This window comes from Streptomyces sp. NPDC102283 (genome assembly GCF_044766265.1).
Lineage (GTDB): Bacteria > Actinomycetota > Actinomycetes > Streptomycetales > Streptomycetaceae > Streptomyces.
Map to the genome: position 1 here is coordinate 402,130 of NZ_JBIWLQ010000002.1, position 21,743 is coordinate 423,872.

Consider the following 21,743-nt stretch of genomic DNA (forward strand, 5'->3'; position numbering starts at 1 on the left):
TATACCGCCGTCGACCAACACCTGTTCGAACACCGGTCTCGGAATGCGCGAGGACTGATGCTGTCCAGATGCTGACTTACCTGACGTTATGTTAGTTAGGTGCTATCTCGAGTACTGGGCCACCTTCGTCTCCGGACCCGGAAATCGTTCACCCCGCTCCGTCGACCGGAGGCGTCGCCCGCCTTTGAGCAGGTGGCAGCTGGATTGGTTCGCGCGGCAGTGCGAGGAGAAAGCATGCCCCATGCAGCGAGTGGCTGCCCCCCTGCGTCGTGAGAACAAGTTGGGCGTCGATGCGGCGGGCGAGTTCCGCAGCGTCGAACAGGCCCCGCCCCCGCGAAGGCCCGCGGGTACCACGCCCCAGCCTGAAAGCCGCGTGGGGGTTGGCAAAGCCCACGCCGTTACCGTCGTCTGCGATGTCAATGATGATGTCGTCAGGATCGCTGCTGACGGTGATCTGAACCCGGTCACGCTGGGCTTCGGCGAGTTCGTCGACCGCGTTCTGCAGCACCTCGGCCAGAATCGTGCGAAGGGCGTTCAGCGGCACCGCGGCCGACGCGTGTGCGGGCAGGTCGAGGTCGACTCGTAGGGTCGGGAACGCCTTCCGACAGTCCGCCACGACGGCTTCGATCGTCGGGATCACGTCGTGCGGCTCGGGCGCCGGGCCGCACGAGGCTATCGCTCGGGCTCGGTTTTCCAGCGTCGACTCGAGCGTGTGATCGCCGAAACCTTCGAGTAGCAGTGCCCACCGGTGCCCGCTCCACGCCTGCGTGTCGTTCGACGGGGCGGTGACGGCGAGCGCCTCCAGCAACATGCTTGGCGCTTCTTGCCGCATCCTGCTCAGCACAGCACAACGGCGCAGCAGGATTCCGGACTCGGATTCGGGCTCTGTCCTGCTATCGACCAGCGGATGGCGGGTCAGCGCCCGCACGCCCTCCTTCAGCAGGTCTTCCGACGCGTCGCCGCCCTCGATGGCGACCGACAGTTGCAAGTCGGGCACCTGCAGGGGTGTGCCGAACCCGTCCGCGGCGAGGAGGGCCAGGAACGCGATGCGCCCCGCAGGGCCGGGCATCAGCGACGGCAGGACGGCCGCGCCGAGCTGGCTGGTCATGTCTATCGTCGCCCAGCGCTCTCGGCGAGAGTCCCGCGTTCGGCCTCCGCCCGCGCGCAGCAGACTTTCGATCAGGATGTACAGGCCGTTCGGGTGCAGGCCGACCTGGTCGATCAGCTCACGGACCAGCTCCGTGCCACCCAAGTCGAGAACGTCGAGTAGCCAGGACAGTCGGCCCCATGCAACCGGCTCGGGGTGGCCGACGAGCAGGGGTTCGAGTGCACCGCCGCTGCCGATACCGAGGGCGTGCGACGTCCAGTTGCGACCGAGCAGACGCAGCAGCTGGAGTGCCCGGTGTTGTGTGACGGTGCTGAGCCGGATGAGATCGCCCGGTGAGAGGACAGCCACGTTCGAGCGACCATGCAGGCGCTCCGTCCCGGTGCCGCAGTCGATCACGATGAGCCGTTCCTCGGCGCTTGTGTCCGGCAAGGGCGACTCATCCTCCATGTGAAGAACCATCCTGATGTCCGAAAGCCAGGACAGCGGCAGGGCCCGGGTCGCCGACGACAGGTCGAAGCGGAACGAGTACCCGCCGGAGCAGGGGATCGGCGGCCGTCTTCTCGTCCCGCCCACGAACTCGGCCAGTGTGGCACTGAAGTCTTCCGCGTCCCGCTCCGCCCTGCTGGCGCGGAGCGCGGCATAACTCTCCAACAGGAGCTGTCCGTCGAGGCCGGGCATCCATTCGCCGCCGTACGACCGTTGGCTCATGCGTTCCAGCACAGTGTGCGCGTCTACGGTCGGATCCCAGGCACGGACCCGTGGCACCGTGTCGGGTGGGGCCACCTCACTGTCGCCCACAGCCAGCAGGCGTTCCGCTGCCACAAGTTGCCCCCGTTTGACGCGCTGTTCCCAGGCGGCGAAGAGCGCCTTCGATACCCCCGCCCTCCGGTTGTGCAGCGTCATGCGACGCTTCGCTTCGTTGCGCGCCTCCCCGATATCCGTGTCCAGCTCCTCGGCGAGGGAAGTCAGCCGTTCCCGAAGTCGGGGCAGACGCGATTCCGCAGCGTCGGTCAGGAGATCGGAGATACCGGCCGGCGCTGGCACACCGGCGGCTTCCGCTCGGTCCAGCAGGTGTTCGATCTCCCCACCGAGCTCTGCCCGCACCTCGGTCTCTCGTCGGCTCAGCCGCTCTTGGGCGTCTCGAAGCATCTCCAGGTCGGTGACCACCGCGGGCGATTCGGTGATCAGCGCTGCCGCACTGGGGAACTCACCCTGCTCCAGGAGCCAGTCCAACGCGCCCGCGTCATCGAGATCCGACGCCAGGTCCCGGAGCAGCGCCGTAGTGATCCGCTCCCCGTCGAGGCCGCCGGTCGAGAGCTCGACGCAGACACGGGGCAGGCACAGCCTGCCGGCCCAGCCGCTCAGATAGGACTCCGGCAGCGTCACAACTGCGTCTCCTGCCATGCTACGAGTGGTCGAAGGCGATCAGACATCGCCAGGAGCGGAAGATGGTAGGGAGCGGGCATACTCTCGGCCTGACTCCTCAACCCGTCCCATGCTTCGCTGAGCCACCGCGCGGCGGCCAGGTCGGCCGTACGCAGCGGGATCGGTTCGTCGGCGCTCGGTGTGTACGCCGCCTCAGCCGCACGGGCGGCCCGGAACACCTGCTCGACCTTTTCGAGGAAGCTGCGGTGCCGAGCCCAAAATATGGCCGTCTCGCCTTCGCGCGTGACAATCTCATCGAAGTAGGGGGTGACCTTCTTCGGTAGTTCGGCGACCACCGTGCGACGCAGTTGCGCGTCGTCGGACGTCGCGGCAGACAGAAGGCGCGTCAGAACGCCGTCTTTGGCGGTGATGCGTCGGTACAGTACCTTGCCCGACCGGAAGGTGAACCGCGTATGCAGCGCGATCAGCTTCTCGGTCTCCGTCGCCACCGCCTCCCACTGGGCACGGCGCGCGGCGATGCCGGTGTTCTGGTCCAGGAGGGACGCGACGTCCACCACCGGCAGGGGCGACTCGATCTCCCCGTAGAGCCGCACGACGGTCGACGCCAGGTCGCGCCACGTCGGTGGCAGCGAAGTCGCCAGGAGGCCGATGCCGTCCGCTGCGGCGGCGTGTCCGCCCAGGAGGTAGTCGGCCAATAGACCAGCGGCGCCCGCTGACCGTCCCAGGGCTGTGTGGGCCCACTCGGCGTTCCGCTCGACCAGCTCGATCGTGGCTGGGTCCGGATCCATCTGGAGCGGGGCGTGCTCGATCGCCGCTGCCAGCAGACAGGCCGCAGCGGGCATGGAATCGGGGCCGTCCGGCACCGAAGCGCCCAGGAGCGCGGCTGACACGTACGATCCACGTTCCCACAGGTGCCCGACGAGCCAGTTCGTCCACTTCGTGCTCTGCCGCTCGGATGTGTCCGGGCGCTGCAGAACGGTGGCGATCGCGGAAGCGAGCAACCGCGGATCGACGCTGGTCTCCTGCAACCGTTCCATGACGGACCAGGGGTCCTCGTGGTCGTCGAGCGCACGGTGGAGATAGGCGTCGACCGGAAGCCGGTCACGGCGGGCCAACTGCGCGCCCTGGGCCAGCGTGAGTGCGTCGCCCGCTCCGCGGTGTCCCGCACCGGCAGCCTGGTCCGGGACCGTCGAGCCGCTCGGCGCAAAGACCCCGAGCCAGTCCGCCATCTCGTCGGACAGCGTACGGCTGTGAATCCGCAGCACGATCTGGCTGCGGCGGGCGGCGCCAGCGTGAAGAGGGGCTGTCAACGGCCTGGCGGAGCCCAGAATGACCTGGTCGTCCGCCACCACCACGCGGCCGCGCGGCGAACCGGGCGCCCGGAAGCCGTTCGGGATCCGATGGAACAGAGGGTCGGCGCTGTCCTCGGGTGGCGGAGGACAGTCCACCCGAACTGTCACTCCTTGGAGCCGTTTGTCGTCCATGTCGGCGAGGAGCTTGTTGCGCAACGGCAGTGCGTCAGTGCTGTCATCGGCGATCGCCAGTCGTCGGGTGGACTCACTCACAGCGTCGGCGACGGCCTCGGCGATTTCGCCGTCCATCAGCAGCTCGACGACCGGCTGCCCCTCCGGGACCGCCCTGACCGCTTCGGCCAGCATGTTCCGGTACTCCACCCAGCTGTTGCGCCATATGGGCATCAGCGCGGCGTCGGCGTTCTCGGGAATGGTCGGGAAGCTCAGGTCGCGGCTCACCGTCACCGCGTCGCGAGGACGGTCGGCGAGTTCGGCCGCGGTGAGGATGGTCCTGCCGAGCACCCAGTCGGGGCAACGGCTGCGGGCCCAGGCGAGGAGCTCCAGGACGGCCTGCGGGGGTCGGGCCGCCCGTCCGGCCTCCGTGGCGCGGATCCAGGCCGCCGCCAGGGCGGAATCACGCGAGTCCAGCAGGCCGTCAGAGCCCACGAGCGCCGCCTGGTTGTCTGCGATCACCAGGTTCGCCGAGATCTGGGCGGCGGACTCCGGAACGGTCAGCTGCCCGGGGAACCGACTGCGCCACGCCGTCAACTGGGCGACCACCGGGGCGGGCAGGGTGCCTTTGCCCGCCGGGCCCCAGAGCAAGACCAGCTGGACGTTGCGGTCCAGGGCCCGCTCCACCCCCGAGTCGATCAGCATCCGCAGGCTCGCGGCGCGTACCGCCGGACAGACGACGACCAGTTGCTGTCTGGCCTGCCCGATCACGGCGCGCAGAGCCGCGACCCGGGCCGGCGAGTTGGTGAGCAGATCCGCTCGCGCGCGCAACCGGGACAGCGTGTCGAGATGCTGGCTGATGCTGCGGGCGCTGGCCGCAAGGCTGTTCTGACGGTCCCGCCACGACGCGATCTTGTCCTGTTTGACCGGTCGTTCGAGGTCCTCGGTGAGCCTGCCGAGGAGGCTATGTACTCCGGGGAACCGTTCGAGCTGCTCCGTGGCACGGCTGCGCAGCTGGTTGCTAAACCGGCTCTGAGGCCAGCGTTCCACGTAGTCGGCGAGACGGTTACTTAGCCTGGCGACGGCCTGGACCGGCCAGGTGGACGTGGGATCGACGGCCTGGACGAACAGTCGGCCCGTGTTCTCGTTCGTGGCGACACCGACCTTCAGCGACACCCACCGCAGGCTCGCGTCCTGCCGCTCACCCAGTCCGGCCGGCAGAACCGACAGCACCACGCTGTCCGAAGCCGTCCGCTGCTCCTCGAGCATGAGGCGCTGCACCGCGCCGCGCAGTTCCGCCGGGGCGGTGTCCGCCAGCGTCAGGCTCACCTCGGCGTCGGCCGGCACCTCCAGTTGGTCGCGGTGTGGCCGCCGGGTGCCTTCCCGCTGGGAGAACACCAGCTGGGAGAGCGGTTCATACAGATACTCCCGGCGCTCGGTCCGTGCTCCTGGGTCGCTCGCCGGATCAACGGAACGTTCCCGTTCCGTCAGGCCGATCCGGCCGGTGTCGAAGTCGATCCATATCCAACCGCCGTTCCATAGACTGTGCACGACATCGCCGATGACCGGTTCGGGGATGGCGAAGAAGTCCGCCAGGCTCCGCGTGGTGTCGTGTTGCAGTTTGATCGCCTCCGAAACCAGGGCTTCGAGGGTCGTTCCGCCTTTCGCCGGCCCCAGTTGCACGTTGAGGGTGATCACCCGGCAAGGCAGGCTGAGCTCCAGGCTCACCCGGTCACCTCTCCGTCCGTCAGCTCCTTGGCCGGCACCACTTTGCCGAACTGCTGGACGCCTTGGACGACACGCCGCCAGGAGTCCGTTCCGTGGTTCCAGAAGTGTTCGAGGTCGCCCACGATGACCAGAAGGCGCCGGGCCCGCGAAAGCATCACGTTCACCAGCTGGTCCTGGCCGACGAAGCCGATGTTCGACTGCGTCGAGGCGCCGCGTTGTGTCTGCCGTACGAGCGAGACCAGCACCTGGTCCGCCTCACGTCCCTGGAAGGAGTGGACCGTGTGCAGGCGTCCGGCGTCCTTGAGCTCGGGTGCCATGTCCCCGATTTCCTTGAGTTGTCTGCGGTAGGGCGAGAGCACCGCGAGGCTTCCTGGTCCCTCCGGCGCATCATCGACCCACCGGGGACGCAGCTGTCGCGCAAGGCTCGCGACCAGTGCGGCCTCGCCGGGGTTGACCCAGCTCGGCTCGTCTTCGCAGTCGCTCAGGCCGTTGGTGTTCAACCAGATCAGGGGCCTTCCCACCACGAACGGCGGCGCCGTGAGGTCGTGGTCGAGATCCACGGCGTACGTGGAGTCGATGACGGTGGGGGGAAGTCCGGCGGAACGCTCGCCCCGTCGTTCCGCCAACTGTTCCTTCTTGGCGTCGGGCTCGCTCCTCGGGTAGAAGACGCGGCCCACGACCTCCGCGATGCTCCTGTGCATGCGGAACTGATAGGCCAGCCGCCCGACCGGACCGGGGGTAACGTTGCCAGCGTCCGAGGTGCCGCATTCCGCCATCTCTCCGGTCTTCTCCGACTCGCCGGCCGGCGGGAGGAACATGGACCCGAAGATGTTGAGGAAGCGCAGGTGCTGCGTTTTGAGGCCGGCGTGCAGTTGCGCGGCTTCCGTTCCCTGGTCAGCGAGGTGGTCGAGGAAGTGGTCGAGTTCCTCGCCGCGGAACGCGCCGAGCTGCCGGTGGTCGCCGATCAACGTCCAGCGCAGCCCTTGCACCAGGGGGATGAGTAGTTCGTTGGGCCACGCCTTGGCTGCCTCTTCCACGAGAACCCAGTCGAAGACCGCGGCACCGTCGCGTGAGTGGTCCAGGACCTGCGCCGAGACGGAGCAGGTCGCCAGAGTAATCTGCGCCGCCCTGCGCAGACGCTCGCCGAGCTCGACTGCATTGCCGTCGACGCGTTCCATCCAGCGTTTGAGCAGAGCGTCTTCGGGGGACTCGAGCGCCAGGTCGTCGGCTTGGTCGCGGGCCAGCCGTGCCCGCACCGATTTCTTGATGTTGGCCCGGTAGCGTTCCTGCACCTTGTCCAGCGTGTAGTCGGCCACCACCTTGTCGTCGACTTCCCCGCGCTTCGACGTGGCACGGATGACCACGATCTCGCTCGGGTCCACGTTCTTGACTATTTTGGCGGCCAGGCTGTCCAGCGCGAAGTTCGACTGCGCGCTCACGAGCAGGCGCGTATAGGGGTGGCGGCGAAGGTACTCGACGACCGCCCGGGTGGCCACCGTCGACTTGCCCGTTCCCGGCGGGCCCTGCAGGGCGTAGAGCGGTTCGACCGTGCAGATGTCGCGGACGATGGCCGGAGCCGTGCCGTCCAGCCCCTCCCCGGCCGAGCCGTCAATGAACTGCACCGCGGTGTCGACCGCCTTCGGACTGGTCAACTGCTCGATGAGTCCCGGACGCTCATCGAGCATGCGGCGGGCCCGCGCCTGCCGGTCCATCTGGACGTCGGTGCCCCCTTCCTCCGCTGAGCGGAGCCAGCCCTTGTGCGGCACGGCCATACCCGTCTCCGGCCGGACCTTGACCACGTCCGGATCGGCGGTGCTGGTCGCTGACACCTTGACAGCGTCGTGGAAGCCGGGTCTGCCGTTCAGGTCGCGGCCGAGCATGACCGTGGCCGACTCGCCGTCGAGTTCCAGCCCGTCCACGAAATCACTCAAGGTCGGCCGGGCCCGCGGAAGACCGAGATACGCCGCCAGCAGCGCGTTGCGCCGGGCGCGGTCGCGATCACGGCCGTGGTCGTGGCGGATGACGACGCCGTCCTCGGTGGACACCCGCTCGTACGGGTACCAGCGGGCGCGACGTTGCGCCTCCTGGTATTCCTGCAGGAAGTCGATCGACTGGAGGAACTCACGGCCGACGGCCTTCTCACGTCTGCGCAGGGGATCCGCCAGGGGCCGCCACGACGGATGCGCGGTGACATCGACGCCGAGGGGTTGTCCCGGCTTGTAGGGAACCAACCGGACTCGCTCGATCTCGCGGCGTGGCAGGGCACGCAGCAGCGGCGCCGCGGCCCATGACTCCTTCTCGAGCACGAACCGGATGACGAGGATGCGCGGGTCCGGCGGATCGTCGTGTCGCGGCTCGCGAAGGTAACTGGCGAACCAGAGCGCCCGCTCACCGATCAGCACCCATTCGGCCTGCCGCTTGACCTCCGCGCTGAGACCGCCGGAGACGAGTCCGTCCGCGCCTCTCGGCGAATGGACGAGTTCCGCGCGGCGCAGATCGCGTTCCAGCAGCTCGACTAGTTCACCGCGGCCGGCTTCACTGTGCGGGTCGTGGGAAATCCACTCGAAGTGACGCCACAGGGTCGGGCCGAACTGCTTGGCCATATAGGCCAGGAGCAACGGGCTTTCCGATTCCCGGGTCTCGAAGGCGGCGCGCACCGACGGCCAGCAGGCGGTCAGGGCCGCGGCCGCCTCGTACGGGGTGGACCGAGCCGCCGGATTCTGGTCGATCATCTCCCGCAGCAGGCGGGCGAGTTGTTTCGGGATCGACGCCCGGGTCAGGTGGCGGCGCATCTCCTGCTGGAGTTCCTCGACGGCCGTGTGCAACTCGTCGGCCCCGGCAGCGGCGAGGCGTTGGTAGTGCTCGGGGAGGATTTCCGCGACCGGCCCGCAGAACCACTCCCAGCCGATGACGCCGAGCCCGAAGACGTCCGTGGTGGCCCTGTCCGTGCGCAGTGTCGCGGTGGTGCCGAACAGATACGGGAGCAGTTCAGGGGCCAGCCCCGCAAGGTGTCGGGCCCGGTCCACGCCGTCGGGTGGCCGCAGTGTCAGTTCGCGCAGGCCGCCGTGCGCGTCCGGGGCGGTCGGGTCCGGGCGCATCCCCATGAGTCCGCGGACCAGCCCGCTGACCTCGAATCGGCTCAGTTGGCAACGGTACCGGTCGTCGAGCTCCTCGTCGCGGAAGACGCGGACCGCGCCGAGGTGGATGTTGCGATGGTGGATGCCGATGCTGTGGAGCTGGCTGAGCGCGTCGAGGAGCACGGCAAACTGCTCGACCGCCTGGAGACGTTCGTCCTCCCGCCAGCGATGCCGCGCCTCGGCCAGGCTGCGGCCCTGCACGGTGGTCACGGCGTAGGCTACCCGCTCGTCGGGATCGTGTCGGCCCGCGTGCAGGATCGGCAGGCCCGGATGCCCGAGTGCGCGCAACCGGAGCAGGCAACGCAGTTGGCGGTTCCACATCGGCGCGGCGCCGGGCCCGATCCCTTTGAACAGGACCGCCTCGAAGAGACGGGAGGGATCGTCGGCCGAGCTCAACTCGACCCGGGCGAGTCGGTCGGGCAGCAGGATGACGGGTTCCGAGCGCTGGTCGAACAGCCTGCCCTCAGTCGGGCTCCGTGAGAACAGCCGGTTGACCAGCTGGTCCCAGTACTCCTGCTCGCCGTGAGTCACCGACTGCCGTCCTCAATGGCGCCGTGCCGGCGCCTGTTCATGGATCCAGTCACCCTGGTCCCTCCACCTCGTCGTCGAGATCGATGGCGACGGCGCCTTCCCGTGCGCCTACCAACAGGGACCGCCGGCCGTCGGAGACCATGGTGGTGAGGCAGTTGATGCCGAGCCCTGTCGGGATGGTGCGCGTGGGCCGACCGTCGGCTCCGTCGAACAGCGAGATCTGTCCGGTCCGGCTGCCCACGGCCAGGCGGATCCCGCCGGTACCGTCGCGCCAGGCGCACGCGCCTCGTGGTGTCGGCCCCGGTGCGTCGCCGCGCCACACGATGTCGCTGGTACCGGCCGCGCACAGGATCCGTTCGGAGGTGACCACGAAGAGCCGACCGGGATCACCGTGTGCGTCGCCGCTGACCGCACAGAGGGCAAGCGGGAGTCTCACGCAGTTCACATCCGCCAGGCGCGTCCACGTCGGATGTCCCTGAGCCCGGCATTGCCAGCGCTGCACGACGCCCTCGCCGCCGACCGCGACCACGATGCCGCCCTCGTCCTGGTGACAGGCCATCCCGACCGCGTTGGCGATGAGGGTCTCAGCGGTCTGCGGCTCGGGGCTCCCGTGGCGCACGTCCCAGCGCCGCAGCACACCGTCCACATCCAAGCTGACGACGAGGTCCTGCTCGGGCACCGCAGTCACGGCCCTGACCGGCTCGGGGTGCGGCCAGCTCCGCGTGTCCGAGAGGTCGTGCGCTCGCCAGGTCCTCAGCCGGGTCCGGGTCGCCGCGACGATCAGGGGGTCGTTCCCGCCGACGGCGGTGAGCCCCTCGACCCGTTCGAGAGCCAGCGGGTTCGCCGACGGCGATCCCTGGTATACGTCCAGGAACGTGAGCTCGGTGCGGCCGGCCAGCACTGCCAGTGGACCCGCGACCGCGGCTTTCGCGACCTGTCTCTCGCCGGGCGGGCCGGTCGGCACTTCCAGCGCCGACACGGGCCAGATCCGTGCCACGCCCGCGCCCTTGGCGATGGTCGCCAGCGCCCAACCGGAGCCGTCCGCCGGCTCGCCGGCGACCAGCGCGTCCAACGGGTCGCGGTGTGACTGCCAGCCGGCGATCGCGTCACCTGGGTGATCCGGGTCCCAGAGCTTGACTCCGCCGTTCTCGTCGGCGGTGGCGAGTAGCCGACGGCCGTCGGCCTTGTGCAGTGTGATGACCCGGTGAGCCCGCTCGGATCGAGCCAGGACGTCCCGTTCACCGGGGTGTACGGCCTCTTGGGCGTCCGGTCGCACGCGGCATCGGTAACAGGTACCGGTGCTGTCGAGTACGGCAAGGAGGATGCCCGTGTCGCCGACTTCGAGGACGGTCATGCTCACCCCCGCCCTGGCGACGCGTGCGCCTCTGCTCCAGGCACGACCGCTGTTCGCGTTCCATGCAGAGACCGCACCAGACTGCGCGAGGACCACGACCACAGCGGTGCCGGCGACTTCGACGGCGAGGACCGTGCTGATCGGTCCGCCCGCGTCGAGCGCCGGCCCCTCGATGCGGCCGGTCATCGGATCGATGCGTTCCACCTTGCCGCCGGCTCGTGCGAGGACCAGCCGTGCGCTGCCGTCTGGCGCGCGGTATGCGGCGATCCCGTCCACAGCGGCACCGGAAGGGATCGAGGTCGGTTCGCGGCGGCCGGTGAACGGATCCCAGACGACCACCTGTCCGCCCATGGGGGCGCCGGCGAGCAGCCCGCGCCCGCGATGTTCGAGGACTGCGAGCGCTGCGACACCGTGGCCGAACGGTGGCAGTGGCTGGCCGGACCTCACGTCGAAGGAAGCGCCGGCGGGCTGGCCGGTGACCGGATCCCAGATCCGCACCATGGTGCCCCCGGCGGCCACGGCGAGGACGCTTCGTGCCCCGTCCCGTGGCACTCGGACCAGGGCGCGGGCCCCCGTCAGATTCTGGTCGGCCTCGCCTACGGGCAGGTGCACGGGTTGCTGTGGCAGCGATGACCAGCGCACTGACCACGTGCCCGGTGCCGCGGTCTCCGACCGGCGCGTCCCGCCGAGGACCCGTCCCTCGCCGAGCATGCGCAGACCGGGGCGGTCGTCCCCGTCTCCCTGGCGGACCAGGTGCGCGGTGGTGATCGTGCCGAGCACCGCACCAGGCAGCCGATCCACGTGATCCGCGCGCAGGGCGTCGCTCGCCACCGCGTACGGGTCGAGCCGGTCCAGGACGTCTGGTCGCCCACCCAGCTCTGCCCAGGCTGCGGGCAGCGCGTGCGCGGCATGAGTGGACAAGCGGATCCGCAGGTAGGGGTTGAGCTCCTGGTCCGGGCGTACGCGGGCGAGGAGTTGCCGGAAGACGTAGAGCCGCTTGCTCGGGAGTTCGTCCGCCTCCTCGAGCAGGTGCTCCTGCAGCACCCGATGGACCAGGCGATACGCCCCCTGGCCGTGTTCGTGGTCGAGCATGATGTAGGCGCCGGCCGCGTCGAGTACGTCGTTGAGGTCGGTGAGGGTGACGGGCTGGTGGTCCGGGGATAGCGCGCTCGTCGCCTCCTCCCAGACGCGGTCCCGCCGCGGAAGTCCGCGGCCGTGAGCCAGAGCGAGGGCGAGCAGCGCCGTGCGGGTCAGGTCGGAGCTCTTGTCCAGCCGTTCGAGTGCGAGGCGGAACAGCCCGCGGTGGTCGGTGTCCAGGAGCCGGTGAAGCAGCTCCGGGTCGCGGCGCAGCTCGGCAGAGCGCGTGTTGAGCTCTTCCGCCGCCATCGCCGCCCACAGGAACTGGTGTCTCGGCGTCCCGTCCTGAAGGTCGGTCTCGGCCGAACGGCGGGCGAGCGATCTCCTGACCAGGTCGCGCAGTTGCTCGTCCCGTACCCGGACCGCCAGGGAGTTGGCCACGTCGCCCGGCGAGGGTTCGAGCCGCAGGGTGTCGCGCCCGATCGCTCCCTGGTTGGTCAGGATGGCCGTCAGGTCGGTGCGGCCGTCGGCTGAGTGTGTGCGGGTGCCGATGATCATGTGGATGCCGGGGGCCCTCAGTAACTCGTCGAAGAAGTGCGCCAGGGCGATGGGCTCCTCGGACTCGTCGAGCGCGTCGGCCATGACAAGCAGCGGCTCCCGGCGCGCTTCAGCCTGGCGGTAGACCTCGGTGACGGGATCGGCGGGGTCGACGGCGTCCTCGCCGCCGCGGAGCCGGGCGAGAATCTGCGTGACGATCCCCCGCACGGTGGCCCCGGTCAGGTGCAGGATCAGATCGAAGGCCGGGAGAGGGGCGGCGGGCACCTCGATGCCGCGCTTGCCGATGACCCTCTCGAGCCCCTCCGCCAGGTCCGGGTGGCAGTCGATGAGAACGCTGCCGAGAAGTGCCGACTTGCCCGACCCCGGCGGCCCGCAGACGACGAGCAGCGCGGCGTCCCGCTGCTGCTCCGCCAGTCGCAGCCAGCGGAAGATCTCGCGTCGTTCGCGCAGACGTCCGACGAAGTGCCAGGCGAACTCGCCCAGGTCCGTGCCCGTGCCCTTGGTGGCAAAGTGGATGAGGGCCTGGTAGCCGTCGCTATCCGCGGAGATGCCGTCCAGCGCCTGCCGCAGCTCCTTGTAGTCGCTCCACACCGCGGTGACCGGACCGGGTATGACCCGCCTGAGTCGGCTGTCGGCGAGGTTGTGGCCATGGACGGAGTAGCGCTGACGGTCGTCGGCGTCGGTGATGCACGCCAGCAGCGAGGCAAGGCGGTCGAGGGGTAGGACATCCTCGGTCACCTGGCTCAGGGCCGCTTTCAGATCCGCTGCCAGCGTGTCCGGGTACTGCGAAGCGTTCCCCCGGCCCGAACCGATGACCAGGGTGCGTCGGCCCCACTCCTGCTTCATCAGCTCGATGTCGACCTCGGTGGCGAAGCGGGCGCCGCCACAGGCTTCGACGACCACGATCGTCCACGCGTCGCCGGAATGGCGTTCTCTCAGATGATCGCGGATCCTCTCGGCGAGCCAGACGGGCAAGACCGTGACATCGACGCTCGTACCGGGATCACCGCGAACGAACAGTTGGGCTCTGCGGGTCGCCAGGTCGGTCGCACCGTGCCCCATCCAGACGAGGAGGGTGTTCGCGGACCGTCCGCGCTCGTGCCAGTGCCTCAGTCGGACTTCGGTCCGCCCGACGGTCCGTGGCACGTCCCCGGAGGCCCACGCGTCGAGTCGGCCGCCCCACGGACGCAGCAGCCCGGCGATCGTCGCCGCAGCGGCGTCAGCCGGAACGGCGGGTCGGACAGGATCCTCGTATTCCGGATGGGTGCAGGCGACGACCTCGAACGCGGGTGGCCGCGACGGCTCAACCATCGCCGAACCGCCTACGACGCCGCATGGTCATCGAGCCCGAAGGCCACCACGGCGTCCTGGACCGGCTCCACGCCGTTGGACACCTCCAGCACATGGATGCCGGGCTTGTCGAGCGTGATGTCAAGGACATAGTCGTCCCCGTCGCGACGCGCGAAGGGGTATTCGAGGACCGCGCCGTCGAGGTCCTTCACCACGCAGCTGAAGTCGCCCGCAGCGCGCGCCCCGCTGACGCGGGCGGTCGTCACCGTGCCCGCGGGCGCGTATTCGGGCAGTTCCACACCAATGCCGGCCCGTCCGCCAAGCCCTTCGCCGAGCGTGCGACCCTCGATCTGTGCCTGGATGTTCCGGATCACGCTCCTAGTGGCCTGGAGCGCCCCGTGCTTCTGGACATAGCCGGTCGCGTCGGCCAGCCTCGCCGACTGCCACTGCACCGTGCCGTCACCGTGCAGCTTCATCGGGATGAACCCACCGGTGACGGCGTCGCGCGCCAGCCCGCCGGCCTCGTCGCGCTCGTATCCGTGTCGCTGCGCGTGGAGCACACCGGCATCCACACGGAAGCAGATATCGGTGGGCTGGTGCGTGCCTGCCAGACTGATCAGGCCCGGCAGGCGCACCGACGCGAGCTGGGCGTGTCGTGCGAAGGACTCGCGGGCCAGCTCGCTGTCTCCGCCCAGCGCCGCCACCGTTTCCGGGTCGAGTGCGACGAGGTCGTCGCCTGTGAACAGACATCGATAGGTCGGCAGCAGATCGTGCAGCCCCGGGAGCGTGATGGCGAGTTCGCGAGCGTGCTCGACGGGCAGCCCCACGCTGCTGCGGCCGCTGTTGAGCATCGTCGCCGCGTCGACCGAGCCGCGGAACGGAGTGCCGATCGTGATCACCGTGCGCACGGAGTCGAGCGCGCCGGCGTGCGTTCCCGCCGCCCGGGCGACCAGGCCACCCATGGAGTGAGCGACGATGACCACTCGTGGCTCGGTCGTGTCGCGCCGTGACCGCCGCCACTCGGCCAGCGCACGGTGCCGGCGCCACGTGGCCAGACGCCGGTCAATCGCCTCGGCCAGCAGCCGTCCGTTGTGCTCGACTGACAGCCGCCAGTCGTATGCGAACTCGAGCAGCGCATCCGGGTGTAGGACCAACTCGCCGAGTTCATCGGCCAACTGCCGGTAGCCGAAGTTCATCCGGAAGGTCGGGCCCCAGACCGGTTCCTTGATCAAGCCGTCCGGTGCGAGCCGCTTCGCGGCGCCGTCCCTTTCCTCGTCGGTCACCACCAGATCGGCGAGCCGTCCCGCCGCCCACTTGTCCAGAATGTTCCCAGCCGCCTTGAGCGCGCCAATCCGCCCTACCCCCCACACACTCTTGCGCGTTTTGGTGTCGATGAGCCGGCTCCCCATGATCCCTGGAACGATCACGATCATGTCGATCACCGCGTTACCCCTCCCCTTGGAATGCGCCACAAGCAGCGGCAGCTCTCGCTCATCACCGAGGCGCTCGTGCTCAAGCACCGCCTCATGGCTGACAGCACCCTTTGAACCCGTGGCCGATCCTGCGGATGGTGACAGCCAAACTCAATGCTCCATCGAGTTCCTTGCGCATGTCGGACTGTTCTCGAAACGAAACAATCTATCTTGACTGAGCGAGTCCCATCCGAACGCACTGCCCCGGCCTTCTGACGGCTCCAATAGGTACTGAGCCCTTTCCATCCTCGGTCTGAGCTGGCCAGATGCAGGCAGAGCACGGCTTTGACGAGGCTCGTGATGCGGGTGGTCGAGCACCGGAGCTTGCGGAGGAGCCGCCAGGACTTGAAGGTGGCGACAGCCTGCTCGACCAGGGCGCGGATCTTCGCGTGGGACCGGTTGACCGCCTTCTGTCCTGTGGAAAGGGCTTCCCAGCGGCCCCAGCACGGGACACGGACCGTACCCCCGGCACGTCGGTACCCCTTGTCTGCCCAGCACTTGACGTCAGCATCCGCGAGAGCGCCGATGATGCCGTGCTCACGGGCGACCTTGATGTCCGGCACCGGGCAGAGCCGACGAGGCCCACAGCAGCCGGCCGGATGGATCGCCCAGGATCTGCACGTCCATACCGTGCCTCTTGATGCTTTCCCGAGCAGAAGGGCCGGTCCGCTGCGATCCGGTCGATCGGCAGCAGCGTGCCGTCCAGCAACACGAACGCCTTCGTCGATGCCGTCCGGGCCGCCTCCGCAAGGGTGGGGGCGAGGGCGGCCAGGAGGTCGACGGTCTCGGCGATGTACCGGTACGCGGTCGTGGTCCCGACGCCGAACCCAGCCGCGAGCTGGGCATACGGGGCCGACCCGTGCTCAGGCGCCGCCAACGGGTACCTTTCTGACACCGTCTCATGAGCGCGATCTGTATCGATTCGCCCGCGCGCTGCCACTTTCCGATCTTGCTCATCAATCGGTCGATTCCTGAACGCGAGGAGCTACGCCGGAACTTGGAACAGTTCACAACAACTCTTTTGAAACAACTGTTGTAGGTCTACGCTCTGCGCATGGTCGCTTCCTCTGCCGCATCCCCTGAGTCCTCGGGACGGGACATCGAACTCGACACCGCTGCCTTGCGCGTGCTCGCTCACCCGATGCGCCTGAACGTCCTCACCCTGCTGCGACAGCGTGGTCCGTCCACTGCCACCCGGATCGGCGACGAACTCGGCATCAACCCCGGCGCGGCGAGCTACCACCTGCGCCGCCTTGCCGCGGGCGGGCTCATCGTGGAGGAGCCGGACCGTGGCACCGGGCGTGAGCGGTGGTGGAGGTCTGCCCATCGCCAGTCGATCCACGATCCCGCGGCCGCGCCCTCGGAGCAGCGCGAGGCCGGGCGCGCGTACACGCATGCGGTCGCCCTCGCCGCTGCCGATCGTCTGCGGCGGGCCGCGCACGAGGTGCCGCTGCTCCCTCAGGAGTGGCTCGACGTCGCGGCCTTCGGGGACTTCCTCCTGTACCTGACCCCGGGCGACGTGGACCGGATGCGGGCCGAGATCTTCGAGGTGGTCTCGCGATATCGGCATGAGGAGGACGGGGCACCCGAAGGATCCTCTCCGGTAGCACTGCAGGTACAGGCGTTCCCGGTGCCCGGCACGGCGCTGCCGCCGGCCGGTGAGGCATGAGCGCGCACGGCATAGCCGCGTCCCCGCGGCCCGCCTACCGGGACACGGGCGTCCTGCGCTGGCTCACCGCCTACACGGCCTCGGTCACTGGCGACGTCGTGTACTTCCTCGCCCTGTCCTGGGCCGCCACACGCGCCGGCGGGCCGTCACAGGTGGGCCTGGTGGTCGCTGCCGGAGCTCTTCCCCGTGCGGTGCTCATGCTCGGTGGCGGCGTGGTGGCAGACCGGTTCGGGCCGCGCCGGGTCGCTGTCGTCAGCGACACGGTTCGCTGCGTGGTGATCCTCGCCGCCGCCGCGGCAGTCGTGCTGGCGTCCCCGAGCGTGTGGCTACTGGCCGCGGTCGCGTTGGTCTTCGGCGTGGTGGACGCGGTATTCATGCCGGCAGTGGGCGCGCTGCCGCCGCTCATCACGGCACCCGAGCAGCTCGCCCGGGTCCAGGGGATGCGCGGCTTGTCGATCCGGCTGAGCAATGCCGTCGGCCCCCTCCTGGCGGGAGCCGTGCTGGTGATCGGCGGCACGGCCGGTGCGTTCACCGCCGCAGGCGCGCTCTTCGCTCTCTCGCTCGTCACTCTGCTCACTCTGCGGACCGCATCGAGAGCGGAGGTACCCCGGCGCGGCTCCGCGTGGGATGAACTGCGTGACGGTCTGCGGTACGTCCGCCGCCACCGGATGCTCGCCCCGCTGGTCACGATGATCGGGCTGAGCGAAATGTGCTTCAGCGGCCCGGTCGCCACCGGCCTGGTCCTCCTGGCCGACGAACGCGGCTGGGGCGCCTCAGGCATGGGGTGGATCGCGAGCGCGTTCAGCGCCGGCGCCGCAGCCTCGGCCCTACTGCTCACCGTCTTGACCCGGATACCGCGCGCCGGGCTGGCGATGTGCTGCGCGCTGCTCGTCACGGCTGCGGGAGCGGTCGCCCTGGGGCACGCTCCCTCACTGCCCGTCGCCGTCGTGTTCGGCTTCTCGATCGGCCTGACCAGCGGGTTCACGACCACCGTGACCGGCGCGTTCGTCCAGACGGAGACGGACCCCCGCTACCTCGGACGGGTCACCTCGGTCACGACCCTGTGCACGCTCGGCCTCGCACCCGTGCTCTTCCCCGCAGTCGGGATGACGGTGGCCCTGTGGGGAGCGGAGGTGTTCTTCATCGGATGCGGTGCGATCAGCCTGCTCGCCGCAGCGCTCGGCCTCGGTGTCCCCCTGATACGACGCGCCGAACTCCACCCGACCAGGCCCGCGTCGACAGCCGACCGGTGACGGGACCGGACGGGCTCACACGTCCGTACGTTCGTCGGCCGGCGCCTCATCGGCCGCCGCACGGGGGCCGGGCATCGCGACCGCGGTGAGGTTGAGGCGGGCGGCGATTTCCAGTACGCAAGCGTGGCACTGGACCCCGGCACCGGACGCGTCTACGCGTTCGGCGGTGGGTCATAGGTTGTTGGCCTCCGTGGCCGCTTCGTGCACGACACCGAAGCTCTTCACCTCGACGAACGTCTCCAACCAGCCGATGCAGCGACTGCTTCAAAAGGCCAGCCCGGCCGGCCTTCTGCACGGTCTCGATGAGGGCGACCCCGAGCTGTTCTACCTCTGCCGACCACAGACCGGGCGGCCGCACCTGTGACCTGAAGCGGACAGCACCCTCACGCCGGGCTACCGCATCTCCGCGCCGCACGCGGCGCACGCGCCGTTCGACGTCAGCGACCCAAGCTGTTCACGAACCCGTGCGGGCCGACGCCGTCGCGCTCCTGGCCGCCGCTGTCGAAGCGGTGACGCCATGAACACGACCTCGTGCGCGATCGGGAGCATGGAGAGCGACGAATGCCGGCCCCCACGCCGCCGGACTCCCGGAAGGTCACGGACTTCACCGCTTCTTCCCTGCCGTACGCTCCGGTGCCGGACGCAGCCGCGCTGGACAGGGCTCTACGCCCTGTGGGCGGTCCCAAGCAGCGCAGCTCCTACAGACGGAACCTGGCCGGGCATCGCGACCAGGTGCTGCGGCGGCCGCTCAGAGGTGACCCTCCAAGAACATCCGTACCTCCTCGATGGTCATGAGCCCCGTGCTGTGCGCCACCGCCTCTCCCTCCTTCAGCAGGAGGCAGGACGGGGCTCCGGTGATCCCGTATCGCTCGGTTGCCGCCGGGCAACGTGTGATGTCGGTGCGGACGACCGTCAGGCGGCCCATGTGGTCGTCGGCGATGTCGCCCACGACGAGGTCCATCACCCGGCAGGGCTCGATCGCCTTGGGCCATGCCCCGGTGAAGTATGCGAGGACCGGAACTCTGCTCATCCCGAGGATGAAATTGAACTCCGCGTCCTCACGAGGTCGGTGAACCGGCTGTGCCATGGAAGCTCCTGACCTCACGTTTCGTATTCCATCCCATCATCCCTCGCCCGGTGTGCCAGCTCGGCCCCGGTCGGTCGTCCGGCTGACCCGGCGGGAGGGAGGCGCGGGGCCACCGCGGAGCCACGGTGGTCCCCGGGGCGAGCGGCCCGGTTCCTTGCCTCTGGTGACCCGGCCTGGCCGCCCTGGCGCTCACCTGGCTGCGGCTCCACGCGCGCTCGTGTGTCCGCTGGTGCCGGGGCAGCGCCGTCCACGCGATGAAGGCCGTTCTCACGGTCGAAGCGGCATGGCACCGAGAGCGAGACACGGTTCCTGGAAGCTCGCGGACGCAGCGGTGAACGGGGGACGCGTCAGCTGCCCCGGAGACCGACTGCCAGCGTCAGCTCGAGCACCCGGTGTGGTGATGCGAGATCGGGAAACAGCTCCCGCAGTTGCGACATCCGGTACCGGACTGTCTGGGGATGGACGAACAACGCCGCCGCGACCTCGTCCCGCCTTCCCTGGTGCAACAGCCACGCCCGCAACGTCTCCTCCAGCCGTCGCGCGGTTGCGGCGGGCAAGGTCTGCAAGGGTGCGAGGGCGCGGGCACACAGGTCTGCGAACGCGTCCACGTCGGCACTGAGCACCAGTTCGGGCAGGTGGTCCTCGGTGTCGCGAATGTGGGACGAGAGGGAGCGCGCGCGGGCGGCTCGCGCGTACGAGGCGAACGCACGAGTCCATGGCCGGGCCGGGCCGACCACGGCGGCGCGGTCGGTCAGCTGCCGCAGGAGGCGTGATCGGTCGGCATCGGGAACGAGGAGCACACCGGTGGCATCGGGCAGATCGTCGAGGACGAGGGTGCTCGGGTCGAGTGTCCGGTAGGCAGGCCGGGCCTGGTCGGCGGGCAGCAGGACGGCGGTCAGCGAAACGGGAGGCTGCCACCTGGCCCGTTGACCGGAGGCCAGCAGTACGTCCGGGCTCGCGCCGGCGAGGAGGTCGCGGGCCAGGTGCTCCAGGTGACGCTCGTGGGCTCTGCCCCGGGCCGCAAGTTCGTCGGCGTGGCCCGCGGCGCTCGCGGCGGAGAGCTCGTCGATGTAGGCGAAGGTCAGCTCCGCGAACTTGGCGACGTCGGCGGCGGGCAGACCCGCGGGTACGGCACCCGCTGCCAGGCAGCGCCAGGCGACGCGGGCGCCGACCCGGTAGGCGCTGAGCAGAGCGTCCATCGAACGGCCGTCGCGTACCTCGCCGCGGCCCAGCTCGTAGGCGGCGTCACCGGCATCGCCGCCCGTGGCGTTCCCGGTCGCGAGGTCCAAGTAGTGCCCCAGGGCGGTGCGAACGGCTCTGCGGATGGTGGCGCCCATGCGACCCGAAAGGGCATTGGCGTAGGGAGGGACCTCGTCGATGATCGCCTGGACGACTTCGTCGGCGGTGGACCTCAGTGCGGCCCGAAGGGCGGTGACCGTCGTTTCGTCCAAGGCGAGCTCGCTGGCTCTCCGGAGTGCATAGCTCACGTTTTTGTTCCCTGCGAACAATTCTGCCGACCAGATTCACGTCTTGCGGTCAGGACTTTACGCCATGGGGCGCAGCAAGCTGAGGTCATGACGAGTGCAGCCCTCCGCAGCAGGGCGTGGAAACTGCTGGAGATGGTCACGACGCCGCTGCTGCCGTCGGACTACCTCGACCTGGTCAGCCCGCTGCGTGCGGGCGCTGACCTGTGTGGGCGCATCGAGGCCGTGCACCCCGAGACGGGTGACGCCGCGACTGTCGTGATCAGGCCGGGGCGGGGCTGGCGCGGCCACACAGCCGGTCAGTACGTGAGGGTCGGGGTAGACGTCGACGGAGTGCGCCTGTGGCGTGCCTACTCCATCACCTCGCCGACAGACCGCAGGGACGGCCGTATCACGATCACCGTGAAGGCGATCCCGGACGGCAAGGTCAGCAACCACCTGGTCCGCAGGGCAAAACCGGGCACGCTGATCCAGCTCGACCAGCCGACCGGTGACTTCGTACTGCCGCAGACCAAGCCCGCCAAGGTGCTCTTCCTCACGGCCGGCAGCGGCATCACGCCCGTGATGGGCATGCTGCGCGACACCGGGCTGGACGACGTCGTCATGGTCCACTGCGCGCCACGGCCGCACGACGTGATCTTCCGCAGGGAACTGCACGGCCTGGTCGCGGACAAGAAGCTTCGGCTCACCGAGGTGCACACCGACACGGACGGCAAGCTCCACATCGCCCGTCTCGACGAACTCGTGCCCGACTGGGCCGAGCGCGAGACCTGGGCCTGCGGGCCCGCAGGCCTGCTCGACGCCGCCGAAGCGCACTGGACCGAGCACGGCGTCCGAGAATGTCTGCACACCGAACGCTTCCGCCCCAGCATCGTCGTCGCCGGCGACGGCGGCGAGGTCACGTTCAGCGCCACCGGCAGGACCATCGACGCGGACGGCGCCACGCCGTTGCTGGAGATCGGGGAGGAGGCCGGCGTGCTCATGCCCTCCGGGTGCCGCATGGGCATCTGCTTCGGCTGCGTCACGCCGCTCAAGGCGGGCGCCGTCCGCGACCTGCGCACCGGCGGGATCACCGAGGCCGAGCCGGGCGTCCTCATCCAGACCTGCGTGTCCGCCGCCGCGGGCCCGTGCGACATCGAACGGTAG

The 21,743-nt window shown here is 69.4% G+C and carries 11 protein-coding genes and 1 pseudogene; 4 read left to right on the forward strand and 8 right to left on the reverse strand.

Going from position 1 to position 21,743, the window contains the following annotated elements:
* Nucleotides 1-148: 148 nt before the first annotated feature.
* The 6 genes and pseudogenes from ACIRJT_RS06235 to ACIRJT_RS06260 form a co-directional block, all read right to left on the reverse strand.
* Nucleotides 149-2,494, reverse strand: a complete 2,346-nt coding sequence (locus ACIRJT_RS06235) for an ATP-binding protein (RefSeq protein ID WP_403905187.1) — start codon at nt 2,492-2,494, stop codon at nt 149-151.
* On the reverse strand, nt 2,491-5,685 hold the full coding sequence (locus ACIRJT_RS06240) for a hypothetical protein (RefSeq protein ID WP_403905189.1): 3,195 nt from the start codon (nt 5,683-5,685) through the stop codon (nt 2,491-2,493). Before ACIRJT_RS06240 ends, ACIRJT_RS06235 begins: the two co-directional genes overlap by 4 nt.
* Nucleotides 5,682-9,353: an AAA domain-containing protein gene (locus ACIRJT_RS06245; RefSeq protein WP_403905191.1), complete on the reverse strand. Its 3,672-nt coding sequence runs from the start codon at nt 9,351-9,353 to the stop codon at nt 5,682-5,684. The genes ACIRJT_RS06240 and ACIRJT_RS06245 overlap by 4 nt, the downstream gene beginning before the upstream one ends.
* Nucleotides 9,354-9,402: 49 nt before the next feature.
* Nucleotides 9,403-13,653: a hypothetical protein gene (locus ACIRJT_RS06250; RefSeq protein ID WP_403905194.1), complete on the reverse strand. Its 4,251-nt coding sequence runs from the start codon at nt 13,651-13,653 to the stop codon at nt 9,403-9,405.
* Between the two features lie 11 nt (nt 13,654-13,664).
* On the reverse strand, nt 13,665-15,152 hold the full coding sequence (locus ACIRJT_RS06255; protein WP_403905197.1) for an esterase/lipase family protein: 1,488 nt from the start codon (nt 15,150-15,152) through the stop codon (nt 13,665-13,667).
* A 203-nt stretch (nt 15,153-15,355) separates the two neighbouring features.
* Nucleotides 15,356-16,061 (reverse strand): annotated as a pseudogene (locus ACIRJT_RS06260) (transposase family protein); the annotation flags it as partial.
* A 97-nt stretch (nt 16,062-16,158) separates the two neighbouring features.
* Here ACIRJT_RS06260 and ACIRJT_RS06265 point away from each other — a divergent pair.
* From ACIRJT_RS06265 to ACIRJT_RS06275, 3 genes are all read left to right on the forward strand, one after another.
* Nucleotides 16,159-16,773, forward strand: a complete 615-nt coding sequence (locus ACIRJT_RS06265; protein WP_403905199.1) for an ArsR/SmtB family transcription factor — start codon at nt 16,159-16,161, stop codon at nt 16,771-16,773.
* Nucleotides 16,770-18,026, forward strand: coding sequence for an MFS transporter (locus ACIRJT_RS06270; RefSeq protein ID WP_403905203.1), 1,257 nt, complete (start codon nt 16,770-16,772; stop codon nt 18,024-18,026). The genes ACIRJT_RS06265 and ACIRJT_RS06270 overlap by 4 nt, the downstream gene beginning before the upstream one ends.
* Before the next feature lie 190 nt (nt 18,027-18,216).
* Entirely contained in the window at nt 18,217-18,390 is a 174-nt protein-coding gene (locus ACIRJT_RS06275; RefSeq protein ID WP_403905206.1) for a hypothetical protein, read from the forward strand.
* 384 nt (nt 18,391-18,774) lie between these two features.
* Here ACIRJT_RS06275 and ACIRJT_RS06280 read toward each other — a convergent pair whose 3' ends face one another.
* Both ACIRJT_RS06280 and ACIRJT_RS06285 read right to left on the reverse strand, forming a co-directional pair.
* Nucleotides 18,775-19,113 carry a thioredoxin family protein gene (locus ACIRJT_RS06280; protein ID WP_403905208.1) on the reverse strand — a complete coding sequence of 113 codons (339 nt, stop codon included), beginning with the start codon at nt 19,111-19,113 and terminating at the stop codon, nt 18,775-18,777.
* A 347-nt stretch (nt 19,114-19,460) separates the two neighbouring features.
* Nucleotides 19,461-20,600, reverse strand: a complete 1,140-nt coding sequence (locus ACIRJT_RS06285) for a helix-turn-helix domain-containing protein (RefSeq protein WP_403905211.1) — start codon at nt 20,598-20,600, stop codon at nt 19,461-19,463.
* A 132-nt stretch (nt 20,601-20,732) separates the two neighbouring features.
* Between ACIRJT_RS06285 and ACIRJT_RS06290 the strand changes: the two genes are divergently transcribed.
* Nucleotides 20,733-21,743 carry a ferredoxin reductase gene (locus ACIRJT_RS06290; protein WP_403905480.1) on the forward strand — a complete coding sequence of 337 codons (1,011 nt, stop codon included), beginning with the start codon at nt 20,733-20,735 and terminating at the stop codon, nt 21,741-21,743.

Coding starts and splice junctions, on each gene's coding strand:
- ACIRJT_RS06250 (WP_403905194.1), bottom strand. CDS start 13,653: ATGGTTGAGCCGTCGCGGCCACCCGCGTTCGAGGTCGTCGCCTGCACC.
- ACIRJT_RS06265 (WP_403905199.1), top strand. CDS start 16,159: ATGGTCGCTTCCTCTGCCGCATCCCCTGAGTCCTCGGGACGGGACATC.
- ACIRJT_RS06270 (WP_403905203.1), top strand. CDS start 16,770: ATGAGCGCGCACGGCATAGCCGCGTCCCCGCGGCCCGCCTACCGGGAC.
- ACIRJT_RS06280 (WP_403905208.1), bottom strand. CDS start 19,113: ATGGCACAGCCGGTTCACCGACCTCGTGAGGACGCGGAGTTCAATTTC.
- ACIRJT_RS06290 (WP_403905480.1), top strand. CDS start 20,733: ATGGTCACGACGCCGCTGCTGCCGTCGGACTACCTCGACCTGGTCAGC.